Genomic DNA, 19,535 nt, shown 5'->3' on the forward strand with positions numbered 1-19,535 from the left:
GGGTGAATTCGCAATTTGTACCGCAAAGCGTGGGCAGGCTGGGCCAGGCATGAGCGCGAGCAACTACGACGACGTTTGCCGCCAGCTCGCTGCGGCTGGCCTGGTAATTCCCTCCGGTGGACTGCGCATCACGGGCAAGCCGGTGCGAGTGCTGGTGGTGGATGGTGGCCGCGAGAAGCGCGGCTGGTACCTGCTCAAAGAGTGGGCGCCTTCCACCGACCGCCTGCTGCTGGTTGGATCTTTCGGCATCTGGCAAGGCAATGACAACGGCGCACAGAAAGTTGCGATGCCCGATGACGACGGCGGCCGAATCACGCCCGAGCAGGCTGCAGCCATGCGCCGCGTGTGGGCGGATGCGTCGAAGGCCGCTGAGAAGCAACGTAATGAAGAAGCAGAGGCGGCGGCGGTGCGCGCGACGAAAGCCTGGGCGCGTCTGCAGCTCGATGGTGAATCGCCGTATCTGCAACGGAAGGGCGTGCTGGGCTACGGCCTCAAGTTCACGCAGAACAACACGGCCGTGGTGCCGCTGGGCGATATCGCCGGCAAGATCCACGGCCTACAGTTCCTCCGCTCAGCGCAACAGGCAGAGCAGGGCAAGCGACCGGAAAAAGAGTTCTGGCCGGCAGGCCTGATCAAGAAGGGCCACTTCCATCTGCTCGGCCACACGCCACACTGGATTGTGCTGATCGCCGAAGGCTACGCCACCGCGGCATCTCTGCATGCGGCAACCGGGTACCCCGTCGTGTGCGCATTCGATGCGGGCAACCTGCAGCCGGTGGCTGAGGCAATTCGCAAGCGATACAAGCTAGCGAAGGTGCTGATCTGCGCCGATGACGACATCCTGGGAAAGTGCCGAAACAAAGACTGCCGCGCACGCGTTGCGCTGCCGTTGCATCCGGTCAACTGCCCGGAATGTACTCAACCGCACGGTTATAAGAACGCAGGCATCGAAGCAGCCAGCACGACGGCCATGGCGGTTGGCGGCGAGTGGATGTCGGTGCGCTTCACCAATGCTGACGAGCGCATCGACCGCTACATGGCCGGTAAGGGAAAAGACAGCGACTTCAACGACCTCCACGCGCTGGAAGGGCTGGCAGCTGTCGGCGGCCAGGTGCAAGCCCGCCTCTCGGAACTCAAGTGGGCACCCCCAACTCTACGCGCCGTTTCTTCCTCAAAACCGGGGGAGAGGGGCGGCAAGCTCAAGCCAATTCAAAACCTCGACGAATTGCTGCGGCGGTACTCACTGATCTACAGCGGTGGTGGTGCCGTGTTCGATCACGACGAGCATTGCTTGCTTCCCATCGCGGACATGAAGAATGCATGCGTACGGCCGGAGCTACATAAGGCATGGATGGAGCATGCCGACCGCGACATCGTGCGGCCAACAGAAGTCGGGTTTGATCCTGCGTGCGACGACAAGACTGTTACCTGCAATCTGTGGGGCGGCTGGCCAACTACGCCGGCGCCTGGTAAGTGTCAGCGTCTCATCGAGCTGCTGCAGTACCTGTGCAGCGAAGAACGCAATAGCCGCGAGCTGTTTCAGTGGGTGCTGCGCTGGTGCGCATATCCCATCCAGCATCCAGGTGCGAAGATGAAATCCACAGTCGTTGTGCACGGTGGCCAGGGCGCAGGCAAGAACCTGTTCTTTGAAGCGGTGATGTCGCTCTACGGCCAGTACGGCAGCATCCTCGATCAGAACGCGTTGGTTGACAAACACAACGATTGGGCCAGCCGCAAGCTGTTCCTGATCGCCGACGAAGTGGTTGCACAGGCGCATCGCTTCGAGCAGAAGAACCTGCTCAAGGTGCTGGTCACCGGCACCAAAATTCGCATCAACCCGAAGCACATCGCGGCATACGATGAGGTAAACCATCTCAACCTGGTGTTCTTGTCGAACGAACAGATGCCGGTTGTGCTGGAAAAGGACGACCGCCGCCATTGCATCATCTGGACGCCACCCAAGCGCGAGCCAGAGTACTACCGGGCCATCATGGATGAGCTGGCCAACGGCGGCCTCGAGGCATTCCACGACTACTTGCTCAACGTAGACCTGGGTGACTTTGATACCGGCACCCTGCCGCCGCGCACTAAGGCCAAGGACGATCTGGTGCTGCTTGCGCAGGACAGCCCGGTTGACTTCATCGAAGCGCTCTCCGCGTGGGATATCCCGCCGATGAAGCCGATGCCTGGGCTCACTGAAGAATGGTTCCAGGTATACCAACGGTGGTGCACCAATACCGGCGTCAAGCCCGCATCCATGAAGCGCTTCGTCAGCACGCTGGAGAAGCGCTGCGGCATCACCACCACCCGCAAGGGCCACCAGCAGCTCACGCGCATAAGCAATCCACTCTCGACGCTGCTGTTCGGGTATAGGGCGCCCGAGGGAGAGGTGGAGTCCGCATGGCTCGGGGAACAGATCCTCGCCATGCGCAATCGTAAGAACGACTACTTCAACGGCAACCGCACCGATGCCGACAGTTGGCAGGAACGCGAAACCGACTTCCCGGGAAGTGGCCCATGACTTCGCGCCCCTGCAGATCAAGCTTGCCGGCAAAACTGCTGGGTTGTTTGCCGGCAGAATCCACAGCACACGTACGTCTCTGCGGCATTGCGGCTTTTCTTCGCCCTGCCTCGTGTGCGCGTGTGCGTGAACTGCCGTCCTCCCTCGCGCACACACCCGCGCCCGCACGGGGAATGTGCCCGCAGACCCGGCAATGCCGCAGAGACGTAGGTGTGGCGCGGGTTTGCGCATTTCGCGCCCCTGCAACGCATCCGGCAAGCGCGCCGGAATGCCGCAGAGCGCCCGCTCTCGCGTGCGCAGGGGGTATCTACCCCTCAAATCAAAAAAAATCGAAGAAGGTGAATCATGGTTGACGGCGCGGTGCAGACGCTGGGCTTCCGCGAGTTCGCGACGCACATGGGCTGGCGCCCAGGCTACGTCACGGAACTGCGCAAGGCCGGCCGCCTGGTGCTGAGCGAAGACGGTCGCCGTGTGCTGGTGCAGGCTTCCGTCGAACGCATCAACGCAACTCGCGATCCATCGAAGGAGGGCGTGCGCGAGCGCCACGCCGCCGCCCGTGCGGCGCAGGCAGGTGAGGGAGCGGTGCCGGGGGCTGATGCGATAGTGGGCGAGCCGCACGGCGCACGTGGCGCGATTGGTGACGATGACTACCCCGACGACGACAACCTCGGCGCCGACATCAACAGCCCGCACCAATTGCGCCGTGCCAAGGCGCTGGCCGACAAGGAAGAAGCCAATGCCCGCAAGGCACTGCGCGAGGAAGCGTTGGAAATGGGTCAGTTGCTGGTGCGCGAGGAAGTGGTGGCTGTCATCGCTGAAGCTGTGGTTGAGCTGCGCCGAAAACTCGAACTGTTGCCCACCACCATCGCCGCAGCCCTGGCGGCAACGGACAGCGAAGAGGAAGTTCGTTCTCTCCTGCGCGACAACATCGAGTCAGCACTCGATGCCACGTCCAAGAAGTTCTATGCACTGGGGCGCAAGCAATGAATCTAGCCCTCGCTTCAGCACGCTATGCCGAGGCCCTCACGGAAATTGGCCGAGCCATTGGCCGTGCCATCGCACCGCGCAAGCACATGCGTGTCAGCGAGTGGGCTACAGATCATCGTGTGCTCTCATCCAAGGGGAGCAGCAGCCCGGGCCAATGGGACAACACGCGCAACCCGTTGCTCGTAGAAGTAATGGATTGCTTCAGCGCCCGCAGCACAGTGCACGATGTCGTGGCCATGTTTCCCGTGCAGTTCGGCAAGTCCGAGACAGAAACCAACATACTCGGCTACACCATGTGCGAGAACCCCATGCCCATCATGGTGGCGCTGCCGGGCGAGATCTCCGCGAACAAGTGGATCGATCAGAAGCTCAACCCCATGATCGAATCCACCAAGGCCGTGCAGCGCGTGCTCACCAGCACCAACAGTCGTGAATCGTCCAACCGCCGCTCATTCAAGGATTACGAAGGTGGCCAGCTCTACATCGAGCACGCAGGAAACCCGGTACGCCTCAAAAGTACTTCGGTAGGTTTGATCCTGGCCGATGAGTTCTCCAGCTTCGCCAACGAACTGCGCAGCGGCGATGACCCGGATGAAATGCTCGACGGCCGCACCTCTGCATTTCCCAGCACGTACAAGCGCTTCAAGGTTGGCACGCCGGAAATCGCCGGCCTATGCCGCGTGTCGGAACTGTATGAAGCGTCCGACCAGCGCCGCTGGCATTGGCCGTGCCCGGACTGCGGCCATGAGCAACCGTTCGAGTGGGCAGGCCTCAATTGGTCGCCGGATCTGAAGCACTGCTGGTATGTGTGCCGCGAGTGCGGTGTGGTCATTGATGAGCACCAGAAAACGCGACTGATCGCCATGGGGCGCTGGGTGCCGGGGAATCCAGGTGCCGCCACACGTGGCTACCACGCCAACTGTCTGTACTACCCCATGGGCCTCGGGCCGCGCTGGTTGGAGCTGGCGCAGCGTTGGGTGCGTGCCCAGGGCGATATGGCGAAGCTCAAGACCTTCATCAACGACCGCCTCGCTGAACCGTGGGAGGACAAGAGCACCGCCAAGGCCAAGCCGAACCTCATCAAAGATCGCCTTGAACTGTACCGCCTGCGCGAAGCACCGCTCGGTGTCCTCGCCATCAGCGCAGGTGTGGATACGCAGGACAACCGCCTTGCCGTCAGCATTATTGGTTGGGGGCGCGGCATGGTGGCGTGGGTACTCGACTACGTGGAGCTGCCTGGTGACCCTGCCGAGCTGGAAGTTTGGAACAAGCTCACGGATCTACTCAACCGCGGCATCGTCCACGTCAGCGGCGCCATCCTGCCGGTGGAAGCAACCTGCATCGATGCCGGTGGCCACCGCACCGAGTACGTCAAACACTACTGCAGGCAGAAGCTCATCCGCCGGCCCATGTGCATCTTCGGCGCAAAGCCTAACAATGCCCCCGTGCTAGGTCGACCCAAGCTGGAAGACGTGAACTACAAGGGCAAGCTCGACAAGAAGGGCGTCACGATCTACCAGGTCGGCACGATCAACATCAAACAATGGTTATTCCCGCGCCTCGGCGGTGATGCGGATCGCTTACCGGAAGCGCGCCTCATCCACCTCAGTGAGGATCTGGACGACTTCTACATCAACGGCCTTGTCAGTGAAAAGTTCAACCCGAAGACTGGTAGGTACGAGCCCATCCGTGGCGGCGTGCGCAACGAGCCGCTGGATACCTTCGTCTACGCCTACGCTGCCGCACACCACCAGGATCTGCGCTTCCACCGCCAGAGCGCGGCCGATTGGGAGGCCCGCGAGCGCCGTATCATCGAACTCGCCGGTGATCAGTGGCAGCGGGTTTCCCGTGAAACACCCGCAGCAGTTGTGGATGCAGTGCAGCCTGAAAATCACGTTTCCCGTGAAACATCACAGCCGGAATCTGATCCAGCCACAGAGCATCTAAACAGCGTTTCCCGTGAAGCATCGCATGCCTCTATGCCCAAACCACAGCAGGCAGCCATGTCCGTCCGCGCCGCCCTGGACGCCATCATCTGCATCGTGGAGCGCGAGCCGGCCGTTGCCGCAATGCCCGAACACACTGCCGCGTGGTCGCATGCAAGCGGAGGCACACCGGAAGAAACCCACGTACTGAACGAGTTGTTCCATGCCATTCAAACGGCGGAGCATGGCACGCCCATTTCCCGCGCCGTGCCTTCACAGCTGATCGCCCGCGCCACCGAAGTGCTGCGCGGGCCAATACAGATTCAACGCCCGCGCCGCTTTGTGCGTGGCACACGTCATCACGGCCAACGCTAGGAGCGCGCCCTTGAATTCTCAAACAGAACCGACGCGCGATGCTCAGATACAGATGTGGGCAGGCGCATTCAACACATCCGGCAAGCCGAAGCGTACCGAAGGCCACATCGACGCCTACGTAGCCCGCATCGAGCGAATCGTGCAACGCATGGAACACCAGGGGCGCTGGAAGGAGGCTGGCGTCCTGCGTGCGGAGAGTCTGCTGGGTGACCGACCGGAGCAGGAGCGTATCGCTCACCTTGCACGCTGCAACGTGGAGTTGAGGCGCTCGGCCTACTACGCATATCTCAAATCTGCACGTGCATTTCTTGATGGCGCGTTGCCGGTCGAGCCGCTCTGGGAGCAAGTAACTGTTTGGAAGGAGGGTGATGATGCTTGGCATAAACGCATGGTACTTGTGGCGGGATGTCCAAATTTGTTTGACCGTTCGAAGTACCGTCACGAGTTGGCTGTGGGTGATCACTTCTGCGACGAGAAGCCAAGGATCTACTGCTCCTGCGGGTGGATGGGCTCGCCGGCGGATAGTGATGAAGCTGCAGTCGCCGCGCACAACGGTCCCGTGGGGCTCGGTCTAGTTCCTGTATCTGAGTGGGAGCTTGTGGGGTCGAGGGCTACTGGAGACCTGGACGGGTGCCCATTCTGATGCGCGGTCGCCGACTACAGGTTCTACAGGAGCTGGAGCAAGGTGAGGCCAGCACGAATGACATATCACAGAAGCTCGCTATTGACCGGGCGACAGCCGCCGCTGTGTTGAGCCATCTGTTCAAGGATGGATACATCGACCGGCGGCCCTTGCCTCAGCAAGGGAGGGGCCGACCGCGTCATGCTTACCGAGTGAAGCTACCAGGAGCCGACAATGACAACTGAGTGTGAAGCGCCGCGTGCCATCGCATGGCGGCTGGTCTGGAAGAACGGCTTTGCATCCAATTGGCGAAACATGCCAACGCGAAAGGTGAAGCCAAGCGATGGTGGCGCGCGGATTGAATTTGCTTACTCGGAATGCGTTCATTGCAGCACGCTTCCCGTGAAATATGCATGCCCGGAAAGCGAAAGTTCCGCTGCGCTTGATCCACTAATGCGGCAGGTTGTCCAGCGCTGAGCAGCGTCCTTGGACGTGACGCTGGATTGATCGCTGGAATTTGCAAGCATTATTTGTTGCGTCCGCACGCGATATTTCCAGAATGAGGTAGCGGCAGGGTTCGCCGCTATCAACCCCGCCACTGTGCGGGGTTTTTTTGTACCCCGGCCTACTGACTGGAACCCATGGCCAACCTTAAGACACAACTCGAAGAAGCACTTGCCGTTCGCCATGCGTGGCGCACGGGCAAGACGCGCACCGTGTTTGTCTTCGGCGACCGGCGCACCGAGTATTCGGTTGAGGGCATGAAGCACCTGGATGCGTACATCGCACAGTTGCGTCGCGAACTGGCCGGGGCTGCCGCCCGCCGCTCACGTGTCACCTACGTGGTGCCGCACTAATGGGTACTGCAGCAACCGCCCGCGAGCGCCTGCACAGTGCCGTGCAGTTGGATCGCGCCGTGCGCGCGGCCGTGCAGCAGGCGGGCGGCCCCAGTGCGTCCATGCCGGCCGTGCAGGAAACTCGGCACCGAGGTGCCTCGCGCACGCTGCGCAGCATGGCGTCGTGGAATCCAACCAACGGCAGCCCGCGAAGTGACAACCCGCGCTATGAATTGAACGTTCTGCGTGCGCGCAGCTTCGATGCCATCCGCAACTCGCCAATCGCTCGTGCTGCCATAGTGCGGAGCCGCACCAGCGTGGTTGGCACTGGCCTGATGTGCCGCCCGTCCGTGGACTTTGAAGCGCTCGGCATCAGCCAGGAGCAGGGCGAGGAATACAACCGCATCCTGCGCACGCGCTGGGAGAGCTGGGCGGAAGATCCGGCCGAGTGCGACATCGAATCGTCCTTCGACATTTACGGCTTGCAGTCGCTGAGCCTGATGTCGGCCATGGCCGGCGGTGACGTATTTGCTCTCACCCCCGGTGAAGTGCGAGCCGGCGGCGTCGCGCAGTTGAAGGTGCAGCTTATCGAAGCTGCACGTATCAGCAACCCCAACGATGCGGCCGACACGTCAACCTGCAGCGACGGCATCGAAGTCCGGGGCGCCACACCCATGGGCTGCTGGGTGCGCAGCACGCACCCAGGTGAAACCACCGGCATGGCTGCGCCAACGTGGAGCTACTACGCATTCCACGGCGGTGCCACGGGGCGCCGCCGCGTGTTGCAGGTTTGGAATGACAAGGAACGCCCGGGCCAACTGCGCGGAGTGCCATATCTGGCGCCGGTACTGGAACCGCTCAAGCAGCTCGACCGCTACGGCGATGCCGAGCTAATGGCCGCCGTCATTAGCGCCATGTTTACTGTATTCATCGAGCGTGCGGGCGATGGTGAGACCGACGAGAACGGCAACCTGATCCCGGTGCTGGGTGACGAGGCGGATGATGGTTCCGTTGCCCTGGGCAATGGGGCCGTGGTGGACCTCGCGCCCGGCGAGAAGGTGCATGACACCAACCCTGCTCGGCCCAACGTCAACTTTGATCCGTTCTTTACCGCCGTGGTGAAGCAAATCGGCGCCACGTTGGAAATCCCACTAGATGTGCTGCTGCTGCAATTCAACAGCAGCTATTCTGCTGCCCGCGCTGCCATGCTCGAAGCGTGGCGTTTCTTCAATCTGCGCCGCTGGTGCCTGGTGCAACAATTTTGTCAGCCGCTCTACGGCCTGCTCCTGGACGAAGAAGTTGCCGCCGGCCGCATCAGCTTGCCTGGCTATGCCGATCCAGTTCGGCGCCGTGCCTGGTCGCGTTCCATCTGGATCGGACCGGCCAAGGGCTCCATGGATGAGGAGAAGGAAGCGCGTGCCGCAAAGCTGCGCATCGAGAATGGAACCAGCAACGAAGCGATGGAGACCGCTGCGTCCTCGGGCGAGGACTGGGCCGGTGTCATCGCGCAGCGCGCCCGCGAAGTAAACCTGCGCCGCGAGTACGGCTTGCCGGTTCCGCAGCAGCGATCAGGTGCTTCGCCGTCTGCGGCTTCCGCGGATGATGAAGGTGAGCCCGGCAACGAAAGGAGGAACAATCAATGAGCAAGGCTTTCGAGCTTGCTGCTTCCCAGCCGTGGTTGATTCAGCGTGAAGCGCTGGAAAACGTGCTCAGTATCGCGCAGCGCTACGGTGACCCCGAAGCCCTGCAATCGCGCATGGGGCGGCCGTTAGACAATGCTCGCCACGTAAGCGTGCGCGATGGTGTTGCCATCATTCCCGTTACTGGTCCTGTGTTCCGCTACGCCAATATCTTCACCGAGATCAGCGGCGCCACCAGCACGCAGGTGCTGGCTACCGATATCCAAGCGGCGCTTGATAATCCATACATCAAGGGCATCGTTCTCGACTTCGACACTCCTGGCGGCACCGCAACCAGCATCAACGAACTGGCCGACATGATAGCCGCCGGCACTGCCATCAAGCCCGTCCTCGCTTACGGTGGTGGGCTTGTCGCATCGGCCGGCTACTGGCTTGCGTCTGCGTGCAGCGAAATCGTAATTTCTGAAACCGCGCTGCTTGGTTCCATCGGCGTTGTTATGTCCTACCAGGACACCAGCGAACGTGACGCCAAGACGGGCGTGCGCAGTATCGAGATTGTCTCCAGCCAGTCGCCTGACAAGCGCATTGACCCCGCCACAGATGACGGCCGCAGCAAGGCGCAGGTGATGGTGGATGCGCTGGCCGAAGTGTTCGTGTCAGCCGTCGCAAGAAACCGCAGCGTCACAGCTGACACAGTGCTCGCTGATTTCGGCAAGGGCGGCGTGCTGGTGGGTGCTGCAGCAATAAAGGCCGGCATGGCCGACCGAATCGGCTCACTTGAGTCCGTGATCGCCGAACTGGCCGGCTCTGCCAGTAAAACCAAGAGGAACAAGCCCATGGGTAACACCAAAGGGCAGGTCACGGTTTCGACCACCGACGACCTGCGCAAAGCCCTGGCTGCGGGTCATTCCGCAGAACAGATCATTATCGCAAGCAACGACGATGCGGTAGCTACGGCCCGCGCCGCAGGTGTGGAAGAAGGCCGCACTGCCGCCACTACCGAAGCCGTCGCGGGCGAACGCACTCGCATTGCGGCCATCACGGCACTCACCCGCAACGGCTTTGAGGCTGAGATGAAAGCGGCCATTGACGGTGGCGCAACGCCCGAGATGTTTGCCATGTCGCTGCTGAAGGCCGCAGCGGATCGTGGCATCACCTTGGATGCCATCAGCGCCGACACGCCGCCGGCAGCGGCGCACGCACGCCCGGCTACTGCCGGCAGTGCAGCACCCGCGGCTTCACGCCTCAGTACGCGCGACGTTTACGCCCGTCGCGCAGCAGCAACCAACAAGTAAGGGCACATACCCATGAACGAACAGACCGAGAAGAATCGCACCGGCGATTTCCTGCTGTCCGAGGGCAACGGCAGCTATTCGCGTGAGAACGTCATCGTCGCAAGCGGCCAGAATCTTGAGGCCGGAACCGTGCTGGGCACCGTCACTGCAAGCGGTGAAGTGGTCGAGTTGGACGTTGCTGGTGATGACGGAAGCGAGGTGGCCACCGGCATTCTCTGGGCTAATACCAACGCCGCCGATGCGGATACCGCTGCCGTGGCTATCGCGCGCGCCGCCGAAGTCAAGGCGGATGCGCTCATCTGGCCGGCCGGCATCACCGTGCCGCAGAAAACTGCCGCGATTGCTCAGCTCGCCGAGCTGGGCGTCGTCCTGCGCTGATCGAAGGAGCTAACCCCATGCAGCAGATGTCCGATGTATTCAACGGCGACGCGTTCAGCGTCGTTTCCCTTACCGATGCCATCAACAACCTTCCCTTCGTTCCCGGTCGTGCTGGGGAGGTCGCAGGCTGGCAGGAAGAAGGCGTACCCACCACCAGCATCGCCATCGAAGAGGACAACGGTGAGCTGAAGCTGGTCAATCCGACGCCCCGTGGTGGTCCGGGTGAGGCTGCCACCAGTAGCAAGCGGAAGATGCGCCAACTGGTCATTCCGCACTACCAGGTGGATGACTTTATTGCTGCCGACAGCGTGCAGGGTGTGCGTGCGTTCGGTACGACCAACCAACTGGAGGTGCTGCAGGATCGGGTCAACGCCAAGCTGCAGCAGCATGTGAGCTGGAAGCTCGATCCCACGCTTGAGTATCAGCGCGTTGGTGCGTTGAAGGGCCTTATCCTCAACGCTGATGGCACCACGCTTTACAACCTGTTCACCGAGTTCGGTGTAGCGCAGGAAGGCGAAGTTAACTTCGCACTGACTGCGGCCAATCCTGTTGCCGGCGAATTGCGCGAGAAGTGTGCGCGCATCGTGCGCAAGGTGGGCGCCAACCTTGGCGGCATTGCAGTGCGCACTATCTTCGCCGAGTGCGGTGATGACTTCTTCGATGCGATGCTCAAACACCCGGATGTGATCGAGTCCTACAAGGGCACGCCGATGGCACAGGTGCTGCGCGAGGGCTATGTCACCCCAAGCGGAACGGTCTACGGTGTGTTCGAGTTCGGCGGCATCATCTTCGAAAACTATCGCGGCCAGGTCGGCGGTACCAGCTTCATCGACACCGACGCCTGCCACATCTTCCCGGTTGGCGTGCCCGGCCTGTGGCGCACCGTGTACGCCCCGGCGGACTATGAAGAAACCGTCAACACCGTCGGCCTGCCGCGCTATGCCAAGCAGTACCCCACTGCGAACGGCAAGGGGCGCCACCTGGAAGCGCAGATGAACGCCCTCAACTACTGCACCCGTCCCAAGGTGCTGATCAAGGGCAAGAAGGCGTGAGTTACGCCCACCGCCGCGCACATGAAAGGCGGGATGCCGTGCGCGGTGGTGGGGCTTTGAACCGGATACAGGGGGCATACCGTGGGCGTGCGAGAACTGGCCGAGATGGCGACTGACGCAACTATTGCAACCGCTGCGAACAAGGTCACCGTTTTCGGCGGTGGTGCCGCGTTTCTGATCGGTGGCCTCACTGTCAACGAAGTGGCGGCCTTGGGTGGTCTCGTGCTCGCAGCGGTGTCGATGCTGATCCAGATGCTCTACACGCGTCGCTCCAACAAGCGGCAGGAAGCGGCCGATGCGCGCCAGGCGGCTGCTGATGAACGGCAGCGCATCTCCGATGCGGCGCGTGAAGTGCGTGAACTTGAAGAGCATGCCGTGCGCATGGCCGTGCTGCGCAAGAAGGGAGAGAGCAATGTCTGATAAGGCACCCACTGGCCGCGTTGGGCTAGTGTTTGGCTCGCTGCTCATTGTAGCGTTCCTGTCGCTGTGGGAAAGCAGCGGTAATCTGATCACCACTGTCTATGCGGACAAGCTGGCCGGTGGCCTGCCCACGGTTTGTGATGGCCTCACACGGCATATCACCAGTACGCCCATTGTGATTGGTGAGCAATGGAGTGTGGAGAAGTGCGAAAGCGAGCAGCGCGCTGCGCTCATCAAGGTGCAGCGGCAGTTGTTGAAGTGTTTCATCCACACTCCGCCGCAAAGTGTCTTCGATGCGGCCACTTCACACGCCTGGAACATGGGCGCTACTGCCACCTGCGGCAGTGTGGCCATGCAGCACTGGAACAAGGGCAACTGGGCAACGGGTTGCAGCCGCCTCGCCATCGATGCTGATGGCCGCCCGGTGTGGAGCTACGTGCGTACGGGGCGAACCCTTCCCAATGGCAAGGCCGAAATGCGCTTCGTGCAAGGGCTGGCCAATCGCCGGCAGGCAGAAGTGAAGTTGTGCACGGCAGGTGTCGAATGATCATGCGCATCATCACCGCCATCATGTTGGTTCTGCTTGCTGTTGTTGTGTGGCAGCGCGGTAGCGTATCCATCGCCCGCCGTGCCGCAGACAACGCCACCGCCGCCCGTGACGCGGCAAATATCGAACGCGATAGCGCACGTGCAGGGTTGGCCCAGGCCAACACCATCATAGCCACCGAGCGTGCCAACGCCGCCAAGGCGAACGCGCTGGCCGCTCAGTACGAGAAGGACAAAGCCGATGCGCAAACTGAATCTGATCGTGTCGTTGCTGGTCTGCGCGATGGCAACCTCCGGCTGCACCAGCGTTGGCAAGCCGCAGTTGCTACCAGCGAACTGTCCGCAGCCACCGCAGCCGCCGCCATCGCTGATGACGCCGCAGCAGACCGCGCAGAAAGTGCGGGCCGAATTATTGGAGCCGCAGCCGCCTGCGACGCAAAAGTAGTAGGTCTACAGGCCTTCGCGCGCTTGTGTGCTGCTGGGGGTGTGCAGTGAGCTTCGATCACAGCGCTATCGCCGCCTTGCACGTCGATCTCTTCGATGAGTTCGGGTGCGATGGCAAGGTATCGCGTGCCGGTGCTGAGCCAGTGCCGGTGCGCATCATCATTGATCGCACGGCCTCGCGCATCGGTGACTACGGCCAGGTGGTGGGACGCATGACCACCGCCGCGTTCATGCGCGCGCAGTGGTCGCCCGCGCAGGGCGACGTGCTTGCATGGGAAGACCAGCTCGGCGCGCACCAGCTGCCGGTGGAGAATCCGGCGCACGAGGACGACGGATTTGCCGTCACGGTGGTGTTGCATGGCTGATCAGGTCCGCGTTAAGGCTATCGTCGAGCAGGTGCGGGAGGAACTGGCCCGCATCACAGTCAGCAACGGGTTCGTCACGGATCTGGGCAAGCACGTCAAGACGAAGCGCACCCAGGGCGGAATACCCACCGAGCCGCAATGCACGGTGGCCATCGTCGCCAAGCGGGCAGGGGAATCGGCCGGCTCGGTGGCCGTTGAGGGCGTGGTCGAATTCGTGCTGCCAGCGACATACAGCGACGCACTCGACACGGTGTACGACAGTGCGGACGATGTCGAGCGCCTGTTCAATACCATGGCCGACCGCCTGCAAGCAGGAAAAATGATGGTCTGCGGCGCGCTGCTGCCGCTATATGCCGGCACGGTGTTTCTCGACCGGCCGGAAGGTCTGCCGGTTGTCGCGGCGGAAGTCACCTTTACCACCGGATACCGCCGCTGATGGCCGCCACCGTCGCCGCCAATCGCGGGCGCACCACGGGGGTGGGCTTCGACCTGCAGGGTGCGCTGGATGTCCAGCAGGAACTTACGCGGCTTGATGACCGCTTGCCGTGGCTGCAGGAGCGCGCCATCCAGACGCTGGCACGGCGCCTGCCGGTCGAAGCGCGCCGCGATATCCAAGCGGAATACAACCTGCCGGCTGCCCGCATCCGCGACAACCTGCGCTGCGCCGTCGTCGTCGGCGGCACCGCGCGTGCTGCGGGCGTTCGGCTGGTCGGCCAATGGAAACGCGGTATCGGCCTGCTGAATTTCGGCGGGCGCCAGGTACGCAAGGGCGTCAGCTACAGCGTGTACCGCGGCAGCCGCCAGCTGGAAGAAGGCGCCTTCATCGCCCGCATGCTGGGCGGCAACCTGCAAGCCGTCGAACGCTACGGCGACAGAGTGCAGATGAAGACGGGTCGCTACAGGGGCCAGAAACGCCAGCGCGTCGAAGTGCTCTACCGCTCCACCGTCGCCCAGATGCTGGCCCAGGGGCGCCGACCCGAACGACTGCTCGACTACGCCCGCACAGTTCTTCGCAACGAAATGTCCCGCCTGCTCGCCAGCTACGACTACTGACCCACACCCCAGCCGGCGGCGCCGGCTCCACCGGAGATCCACAAACATGAAAGACTTTTCCTTCCAGGGCCGCATTGAACTGGGCACCCGCCAGGCCGGTGGCAAGCCGACCAATCTGATCTGGGTCGGCGACCAGTCCTCGTGCGAAGTTCGCTTCAACACCGAGAACGCGGACCGCACCGAAACCTTCAGTGGCCAGCGTCTGCAGTCCGCCCGTATGCGCCAGTCCACCACGGTGGAGTTGAACCTCGTGCTGCGTTACGCCACGCCGCACAACCTGCAGCTGGGGTTGTATGCCACACCACAGAACATCAGCGCCGCCTCAGTTCCGAGCGAGGTATTGCCCGAAGGGTTGATCGCCGGTTCGCGCATCGTGCTCGACAAGCCGGCCAACGTGACCGATCTGGTGCTCACCGACTCCAACGGCTCGCCAGTCACGCTGGAAGAAGGTGAGGACTACCGCCTGGAGAGTGCACACAGCGGCATCATCCAGATCATCGATGTCAGCAGCCTCACCCAGCCGCTCAAGGCTGCATACAAGCATGACGCGTTCACCGTGTTGCCCTTCTTCACCGCGCAGCCGCCGGAGCGTTATTTGTACCTCAACGGCGTCAACACCGTCACCGGTGAGCGCGTGCGTATGCACCTGTACCGCGTGCAGTTCAATCCGTTCGACACCCTGGCCCTGATCAATCCGGAATTCGGCGAACTGCCGCTGTCGGGTAGCGCGATGTTCGATATCGAAACGGCCGAAGATCCGATGTTCGGTCCCTTCGGCCGTATCGAGCTGCCGGCGGAGGTCTGATGGCTCGTCTTCTGGGAAGTGACCCCGCCGCCGCGGCGAAGCCTGCTGCGGGCACCGCGCCGGCAGAGGGTACGCCGGTGCTCAACCCGGACATCACTCTCTCGCTTGGCGGCGAGCGGGTGACCGTCCGCGAGTACAGCTTCTTCGAAGCGATGGATGTGGTCTACACGGATCGGAGCTTTCTCGATGATTGCCTGGCCGTCCTGTCGGCCGCCGCACAAGACCCGTGGGAGGCAGTGCGCTCGCTGGTAGGTCGGCACCGGGGCTTCATCATCGGCGCCATCGCTGCGGCCTGCGGCAAGCCTGAATCGTGGGTGCTGGGCCTTGGGCCGCTTGAGCAGGATCGCCTGTTCTCCACCTGGTGGGCGGTGGACGGGCATTTTTTCGTGCAGGAAGCGGCGGTGGTATTGCGCAGCCGGCGGGTGGCGAGCCCCTCGACTGGGAAGTCGTCTTCTGTGAACTCGCTGCAGCAGGCTACGAGGGAGGAAGAATCACCCGACTCGGCCGTTGCACCCAGCGACAGCTCGAGTTGATGCATGCGCAGCTGCAGCGGCAACGCTTGCAGCGCCGCGCAGACTTCATTGAAGACCTGTTGAACGGTCATGTGGAAACGAAGGAAGGGCTGAAACACGCCCTCAAACGAATTGATCAGCTGAGGAAAGCATAAGTGAATCGCGACTTCACCATGGATTTGCGCATGAGGGCGGATTTTGCGCAGGCCCGTCGCGAGATGCAGCAGACCAGCGCCCAGCTGGAGACCACGGCCGAGACCGCCCGCGCGGCCACCGAGGAGCTGGATGCCGTAGGCAAGGGTGGTAACGGCGGCATGGCCCGCGCCCGCGAGCAGGATGCGGCCGCACAGGCCGCCTGGCTGCGTGCCAGCGAGGCAACCCGGAATGCGGTGGCACAGGAGATCGGCCTGATCAGCCAGTTGCAGGAACGCCTGGACCGTGGCGCCGGCAGCTGGGGTGATTTGGCTGATACCGAGGCCATGCTTGATAAGGCGATGGCGAAGGGGCTGGTGACTGCCGAGGAATACGACGAGGCGCTGGGCAAGCTCAACAAGAGCCAGTCCACCCTGCAACGCAGTACCGACCAGCAGAACAAGTCCCTCGATGGAACGATGGGGCGCTACGACAAGGCCAGCGCGCAGCTGCAGAAGCTGGCCCGCGATGAGCAGGCGTTGAAGAAGGCGCTGGACAGCGGCCGGATTTCCACCGAGCAGTACCAGCGCGCTACCACTGCCCTACAGGCCAAACGTGCGCAGATCGTCGATGCCGGCCAGCAGTCGACGATGATGCGTCGGCTCAACCTGGAATCCGCCGGTACCCAGCGCAATCTCTCGCAGCTGGTGAGCTATGGCACCACCGGCAACTGGCAGCTGGCCGGCAACCAGATACTGCAGCTGGGCAATAGTGCGGGTGCGGCGAGCGCGCTGTTCAGCGGTCTGGGTGTGAGCGTTGCGGGCGCGACGGGCGTGGTTCTCGCAGCTGGTGCCGCCGCCTACCAGAGCTACACCGAGTACAGGGCGCTGGAAACCGCGCTGCTGGCGACGGGCAATGCGGCGGGTGTCACTGCGGGGGAACTGGGGAATATCCGCAATTCCATCGGTGATGCTGGCGGCGAGTATGGCAAGGCGCAGCAGGCACTTCAGGGGCTTGCTGCATCCGGAGCGGTTGCGGAGTCCAGTCTCGAGTCGGCCGGAAGGGCGGCGGTGAATCTTTCCGAGCTGACAGGTGGCAGCATCGAGTCGATGACGGCCAAGGTCATCACCCTGGCGAAGTCGCCCGTGTCGGCCATGGCCGAGCTGAATGACAACTATCGATTCCTGACCCTGGAGGTCTACAACAATGTGCGCTCACTGGAAGAGCAGGGCAGGGCACAGGAAGCGGCCAAGGTTCTGATCGAGGAACTGGATCGCGTCACGGCCCAGCGGGTTGCGACGATGCGCCAGAACGCGAGCACGCTCGAGGCCAAGTGGCATGACGTTGCCGCGGCGATCAAGGGCGCATGGCGGACTGCAAAAGACGTCTTCGACCAGAGCGTCGAAGGCGATATCCGGCGCGCGGAATGGGATCTGAATTTCCAGCTCTGGTCCAACGACGGCAAGGAGAACGACCGTTCAAGGCAGCGTCGCGCTGATCTTGAGCAGTTGCGTCAGCAGAAAGCGGTCACCGATGAGGCGGCCCGCGCAGAGGGGCGCCTGCAGGCGGTGCAGAGTGCTGGCATAGACGCGCAGCGGGACATTCAGGGAGTTCTGGATTCTGGTGCCTCGAAGGCGGCCCAATACTCACGTGAGGTGGTCAACCTTTCGAAGAAATTTGCGGCACTGCGTGAGGCGGCGTCAGCCGGAAACTCGGATAACCCGTTGCTCACCGATGTCGTATTCGGTGCGGATGGCTCTGTGAGTGGGGGCGCCTATGACAAGGCGCTTGCGCAGCTGAGGGAAAAATACAAGGACCGGAGTGGTGGTCGCGGCTCCGGCCGCTCGGCCAGGAGTGGCGTGGATCGGGTCGATGACGCAGCCAAGCGCGAATTGCAGAACCTTGCCCAGCAGGTGGCGATGCTCGGTGAGCTTGAAGATGGCCAGGCCAAGGTCAGCAACGCCGCGCGCATGCGCTACGAGGTCGAGGAAGGTCAGTTCAAAAATGCCAGCGGCCGGATGAAGGAGCAGCTGCAGGACTGGGCGCAAGCACTGGACTTCGAGCAGAAGCGCAAGGATGCCACCACCGCGCTGTACCAGGCCGAGGCGCAGATTGCGCAGCTGCAGGGCCGTGGCAAATCCGGCGAATATGAAAAGGTCAATCGGCAGCTGGAGCTGCAGAAACGGAACCTCGAGGAGATCGGCAACGCCGCTGGCGCGGCCGACATCGCCAAGCTGCTCAACCTGCGCGAAGCCAATGAAAACCTCGCCGAGCTGCAGCGCAAATACAACGAAGTGATGAGCGCCATCCGCGGTGAGCAGGAGCGTATCAACTTCGAGCTGCAGGCCGGGATGATCACCGAATCCGATGCGCAGCAGAGGATCGTTGAGCTGTATCGCAATAAGCTCGGCATGCTGCGCGAGATCGTGCCGCAGATGCGTGCCGCCGCCGAAGCCCTGGGCAACCCTGACGCGCTGGCGAACGTCGAGGCCATCGAGCTCAAGCTGCGTGAAATGGCGGTCACCACCAACTCGCTGCAGCGCGCCGTGGGCAGCACGTTCCAGAGTTCGTTCAAGACCGCGCTGGTCTCGCTGGCCACCGATACCGAGTCCCTGGGCGGCCTGGTGCGGAACTTCATGTCCTCGATGTCGAGCGGCATGGCCGAGTGGGCGGCGGACCAGCTCTCGCAGATGATGCGCGCCGGTTTGATGGACAAGCTGGCAAAGTGGTTCCCCAGCCTGTTCGGCACCGCCGAAGTGGAAACGCCCGAGTCGGCCGCGCTGGTCAATGCCGGCACCACGGTGGCCTCCGCGCTCACCGATGCGGGTGCTAGTGCGGCAGCGGCTATTGCAGGCGCCGCAGGCGGTGGTACCGGTGTGGCAGGTGTGGGTGGCGCTGCAGCCAAGTCAGGTGTCGGTGAAGCTGCTTCCCGGGCGGCGGAGAATATTGCCGGTGCTGACGGTGCTGCTGAGAAGTTGGCCGCATCCGGCAAGGGCATCCAAATTGGGGCCGTTGGACTTGTAGGTGCGGCTGCCAATCTGGCTACGGCAGCAGGTGGGCTTTCGCCCGGCGCCAACGCTGTCATCCAGGCGGCTGTGCAGTTGCTCACCGCTGCTATAGCCATGCGCGCGGCCAACTCGGCCAGCAGCATGGGCTATGCGGCAGGTGGCTATACCGGCGATGGCGGCAAATTCACACCGGCAGGCATGGTGCATCGCGGCGAGTACGTGATGCCGCAGGAGACCGTGAACTACTACGGCCTGGACACGATGCGGGCAATCCACCAGCACCGTGCCTCCTTCGCCGCCATTCCCCCGCCGCGCACCCGCGTGGCCGCACCACGCTTCCAGTTCGCCGATGGTGGCTTCGCAGACCGTGCCATGCCAGGCGCGGGGACCAGCATTGAGATCCTCAACTTCACGGATGTCGAGCAGCTCGCGCAGCGCATTGCCAGCAGCGATCCCATGCGCAAGAGCATCGTCAACACCACTATCGAAGAGGGCGGTTCCATCCGTGCGGGGTGGCAGGGATGAGCTTTGCAGTAGGTTCACCCATCATCTGGCCGCGCCCTGCAGACTGGGCTAGCAGCGTTCGCGAAACGTTGAGCTGGTACACGGAGGTGCTGCA

The 19,535-nt window shown here is 62.6% G+C and carries 19 protein-coding genes; all 19 read left to right on the forward strand.

All coding sequences use genetic code 11. The annotated features are described in order from the left end of the window. Positions 1-49: 49 nt before the first annotated feature. The 19 genes from ACVOL0_RS03805 (at position 50) to ACVOL0_RS03895 (ending at position 19,441) form a co-directional block, all read left to right on the forward strand. Positions 50-2,521 carry a DUF5906 domain-containing protein gene (locus ACVOL0_RS03805; protein ID WP_481547972.1) on the forward strand — a complete coding sequence of 824 codons (2,472 nt, stop codon included), beginning with the start codon at positions 50-52 and terminating at the stop codon, positions 2,519-2,521. A 345-nt stretch (positions 2,522-2,866) separates the two neighbouring features. Further along, positions 2,867-3,508: a hypothetical protein gene (locus tag ACVOL0_RS03810; RefSeq protein WP_481547973.1), complete on the forward strand. Its 642-nt coding sequence runs from the start codon at positions 2,867-2,869 to the stop codon at positions 3,506-3,508. Next, positions 3,505-5,808 carry a phage terminase large subunit family protein gene (locus ACVOL0_RS03815; protein ID WP_481547974.1) on the forward strand — a complete coding sequence of 768 codons (2,304 nt, stop codon included), beginning with the start codon at positions 3,505-3,507 and terminating at the stop codon, positions 5,806-5,808. Before ACVOL0_RS03810 ends, ACVOL0_RS03815 begins: the two co-directional genes overlap by 4 nt. A 10-nt stretch (positions 5,809-5,818) precedes the next feature. Continuing rightward, positions 5,819-6,451, forward strand: a complete 633-nt coding sequence (locus ACVOL0_RS03820; protein WP_481547975.1) for a hypothetical protein — start codon at positions 5,819-5,821, stop codon at positions 6,449-6,451. Continuing rightward, positions 6,451-6,675 (forward strand): MarR family transcriptional regulator, encoded by a 225-nt coding sequence (locus ACVOL0_RS03825; protein ID WP_481548016.1) that lies wholly within the window; start codon positions 6,451-6,453, stop codon positions 6,673-6,675. The genes ACVOL0_RS03820 and ACVOL0_RS03825 overlap by 1 nt, the downstream gene beginning before the upstream one ends. Before the next feature lie 396 nt (positions 6,676-7,071). Continuing rightward, positions 7,072-7,287 (forward strand): gpW family head-tail joining protein, encoded by a 216-nt coding sequence (gene gpW, locus ACVOL0_RS03830; RefSeq protein ID WP_481547976.1) that lies wholly within the window; start codon positions 7,072-7,074, stop codon positions 7,285-7,287. Further along, positions 7,287-8,909, forward strand: coding sequence for a phage portal protein (locus ACVOL0_RS03835; protein ID WP_481547977.1), 1,623 nt, complete (start codon positions 7,287-7,289; stop codon positions 8,907-8,909). Before gpW ends, ACVOL0_RS03835 begins: the two co-directional genes overlap by 1 nt. Continuing rightward, positions 8,906-10,201, forward strand: coding sequence for a S49 family peptidase (locus ACVOL0_RS03840; protein ID WP_481547978.1), 1,296 nt, complete (start codon positions 8,906-8,908; stop codon positions 10,199-10,201). The genes ACVOL0_RS03835 and ACVOL0_RS03840 overlap by 4 nt, the downstream gene beginning before the upstream one ends. A 12-nt stretch (positions 10,202-10,213) precedes the next feature. Then, positions 10,214-10,579, forward strand: a complete 366-nt coding sequence (locus tag ACVOL0_RS03845; RefSeq protein ID WP_481547979.1) for a head decoration protein — start codon at positions 10,214-10,216, stop codon at positions 10,577-10,579. Between the two features lie 17 nt (positions 10,580-10,596). Continuing rightward, complete coding sequence (locus tag ACVOL0_RS03850) at positions 10,597-11,631, forward strand: major capsid protein (protein WP_481547980.1); 1,035 nt, start codon at positions 10,597-10,599, stop codon at positions 11,629-11,631. Between the two features lie 105 nt (positions 11,632-11,736). Next, positions 11,737-12,051, forward strand: a complete 315-nt coding sequence (locus tag ACVOL0_RS03855) for a hypothetical protein (protein WP_481547981.1) — start codon at positions 11,737-11,739, stop codon at positions 12,049-12,051. Further along, on the forward strand, positions 12,044-12,598 hold the full coding sequence (locus tag ACVOL0_RS03860; RefSeq protein WP_481547982.1) for a lysozyme: 555 nt from the start codon (positions 12,044-12,046) through the stop codon (positions 12,596-12,598). The genes ACVOL0_RS03855 and ACVOL0_RS03860 overlap by 8 nt, the downstream gene beginning before the upstream one ends. A 2-nt stretch (positions 12,599-12,600) precedes the next feature. Next, the gene (locus ACVOL0_RS03865) at positions 12,601-13,092 is read left to right on the forward strand and encodes an endopeptidase (protein ID WP_481547983.1); all 492 of its coding nucleotides are present in this window, start codon (positions 12,601-12,603) and stop codon (positions 13,090-13,092) included. Next, positions 13,089-13,406, forward strand: coding sequence for a head-tail joining protein (locus tag ACVOL0_RS03870; RefSeq protein ID WP_481547984.1), 318 nt, complete (start codon positions 13,089-13,091; stop codon positions 13,404-13,406). Before ACVOL0_RS03865 ends, ACVOL0_RS03870 begins: the two co-directional genes overlap by 4 nt. Continuing rightward, positions 13,399-13,842, forward strand: a complete 444-nt coding sequence (locus tag ACVOL0_RS03875) for a hypothetical protein (protein ID WP_481547985.1) — start codon at positions 13,399-13,401, stop codon at positions 13,840-13,842. The genes ACVOL0_RS03870 and ACVOL0_RS03875 overlap by 8 nt, the downstream gene beginning before the upstream one ends. After that, positions 13,842-14,459, forward strand: coding sequence for a hypothetical protein (locus tag ACVOL0_RS03880; RefSeq protein ID WP_481547986.1), 618 nt, complete (start codon positions 13,842-13,844; stop codon positions 14,457-14,459). The genes ACVOL0_RS03875 and ACVOL0_RS03880 overlap by 1 nt, the downstream gene beginning before the upstream one ends. Before the next feature lie 46 nt (positions 14,460-14,505). Continuing rightward, on the forward strand, positions 14,506-15,264 hold the full coding sequence (locus tag ACVOL0_RS03885; protein WP_481547987.1) for a phage tail tube protein: 759 nt from the start codon (positions 14,506-14,508) through the stop codon (positions 15,262-15,264). Then, positions 15,264-15,797, forward strand: coding sequence for a DUF6631 family protein (locus ACVOL0_RS03890; protein WP_481547988.1), 534 nt, complete (start codon positions 15,264-15,266; stop codon positions 15,795-15,797). The genes ACVOL0_RS03885 and ACVOL0_RS03890 overlap by 1 nt, the downstream gene beginning before the upstream one ends. Positions 15,798-15,961: 164 nt before the next feature. Next, a complete protein-coding gene (locus ACVOL0_RS03895) occupies positions 15,962-19,441 on the forward strand; it encodes a phage tail length tape measure family protein (protein ID WP_481547989.1) in 3,480 nt (1,159 codons plus the stop codon). Positions 19,442-19,535: the final 94 nt, after the last annotated feature.

The sequence above is a fragment of the Stenotrophomonas sp. STEN021 genome (assembly GCF_056760175.1).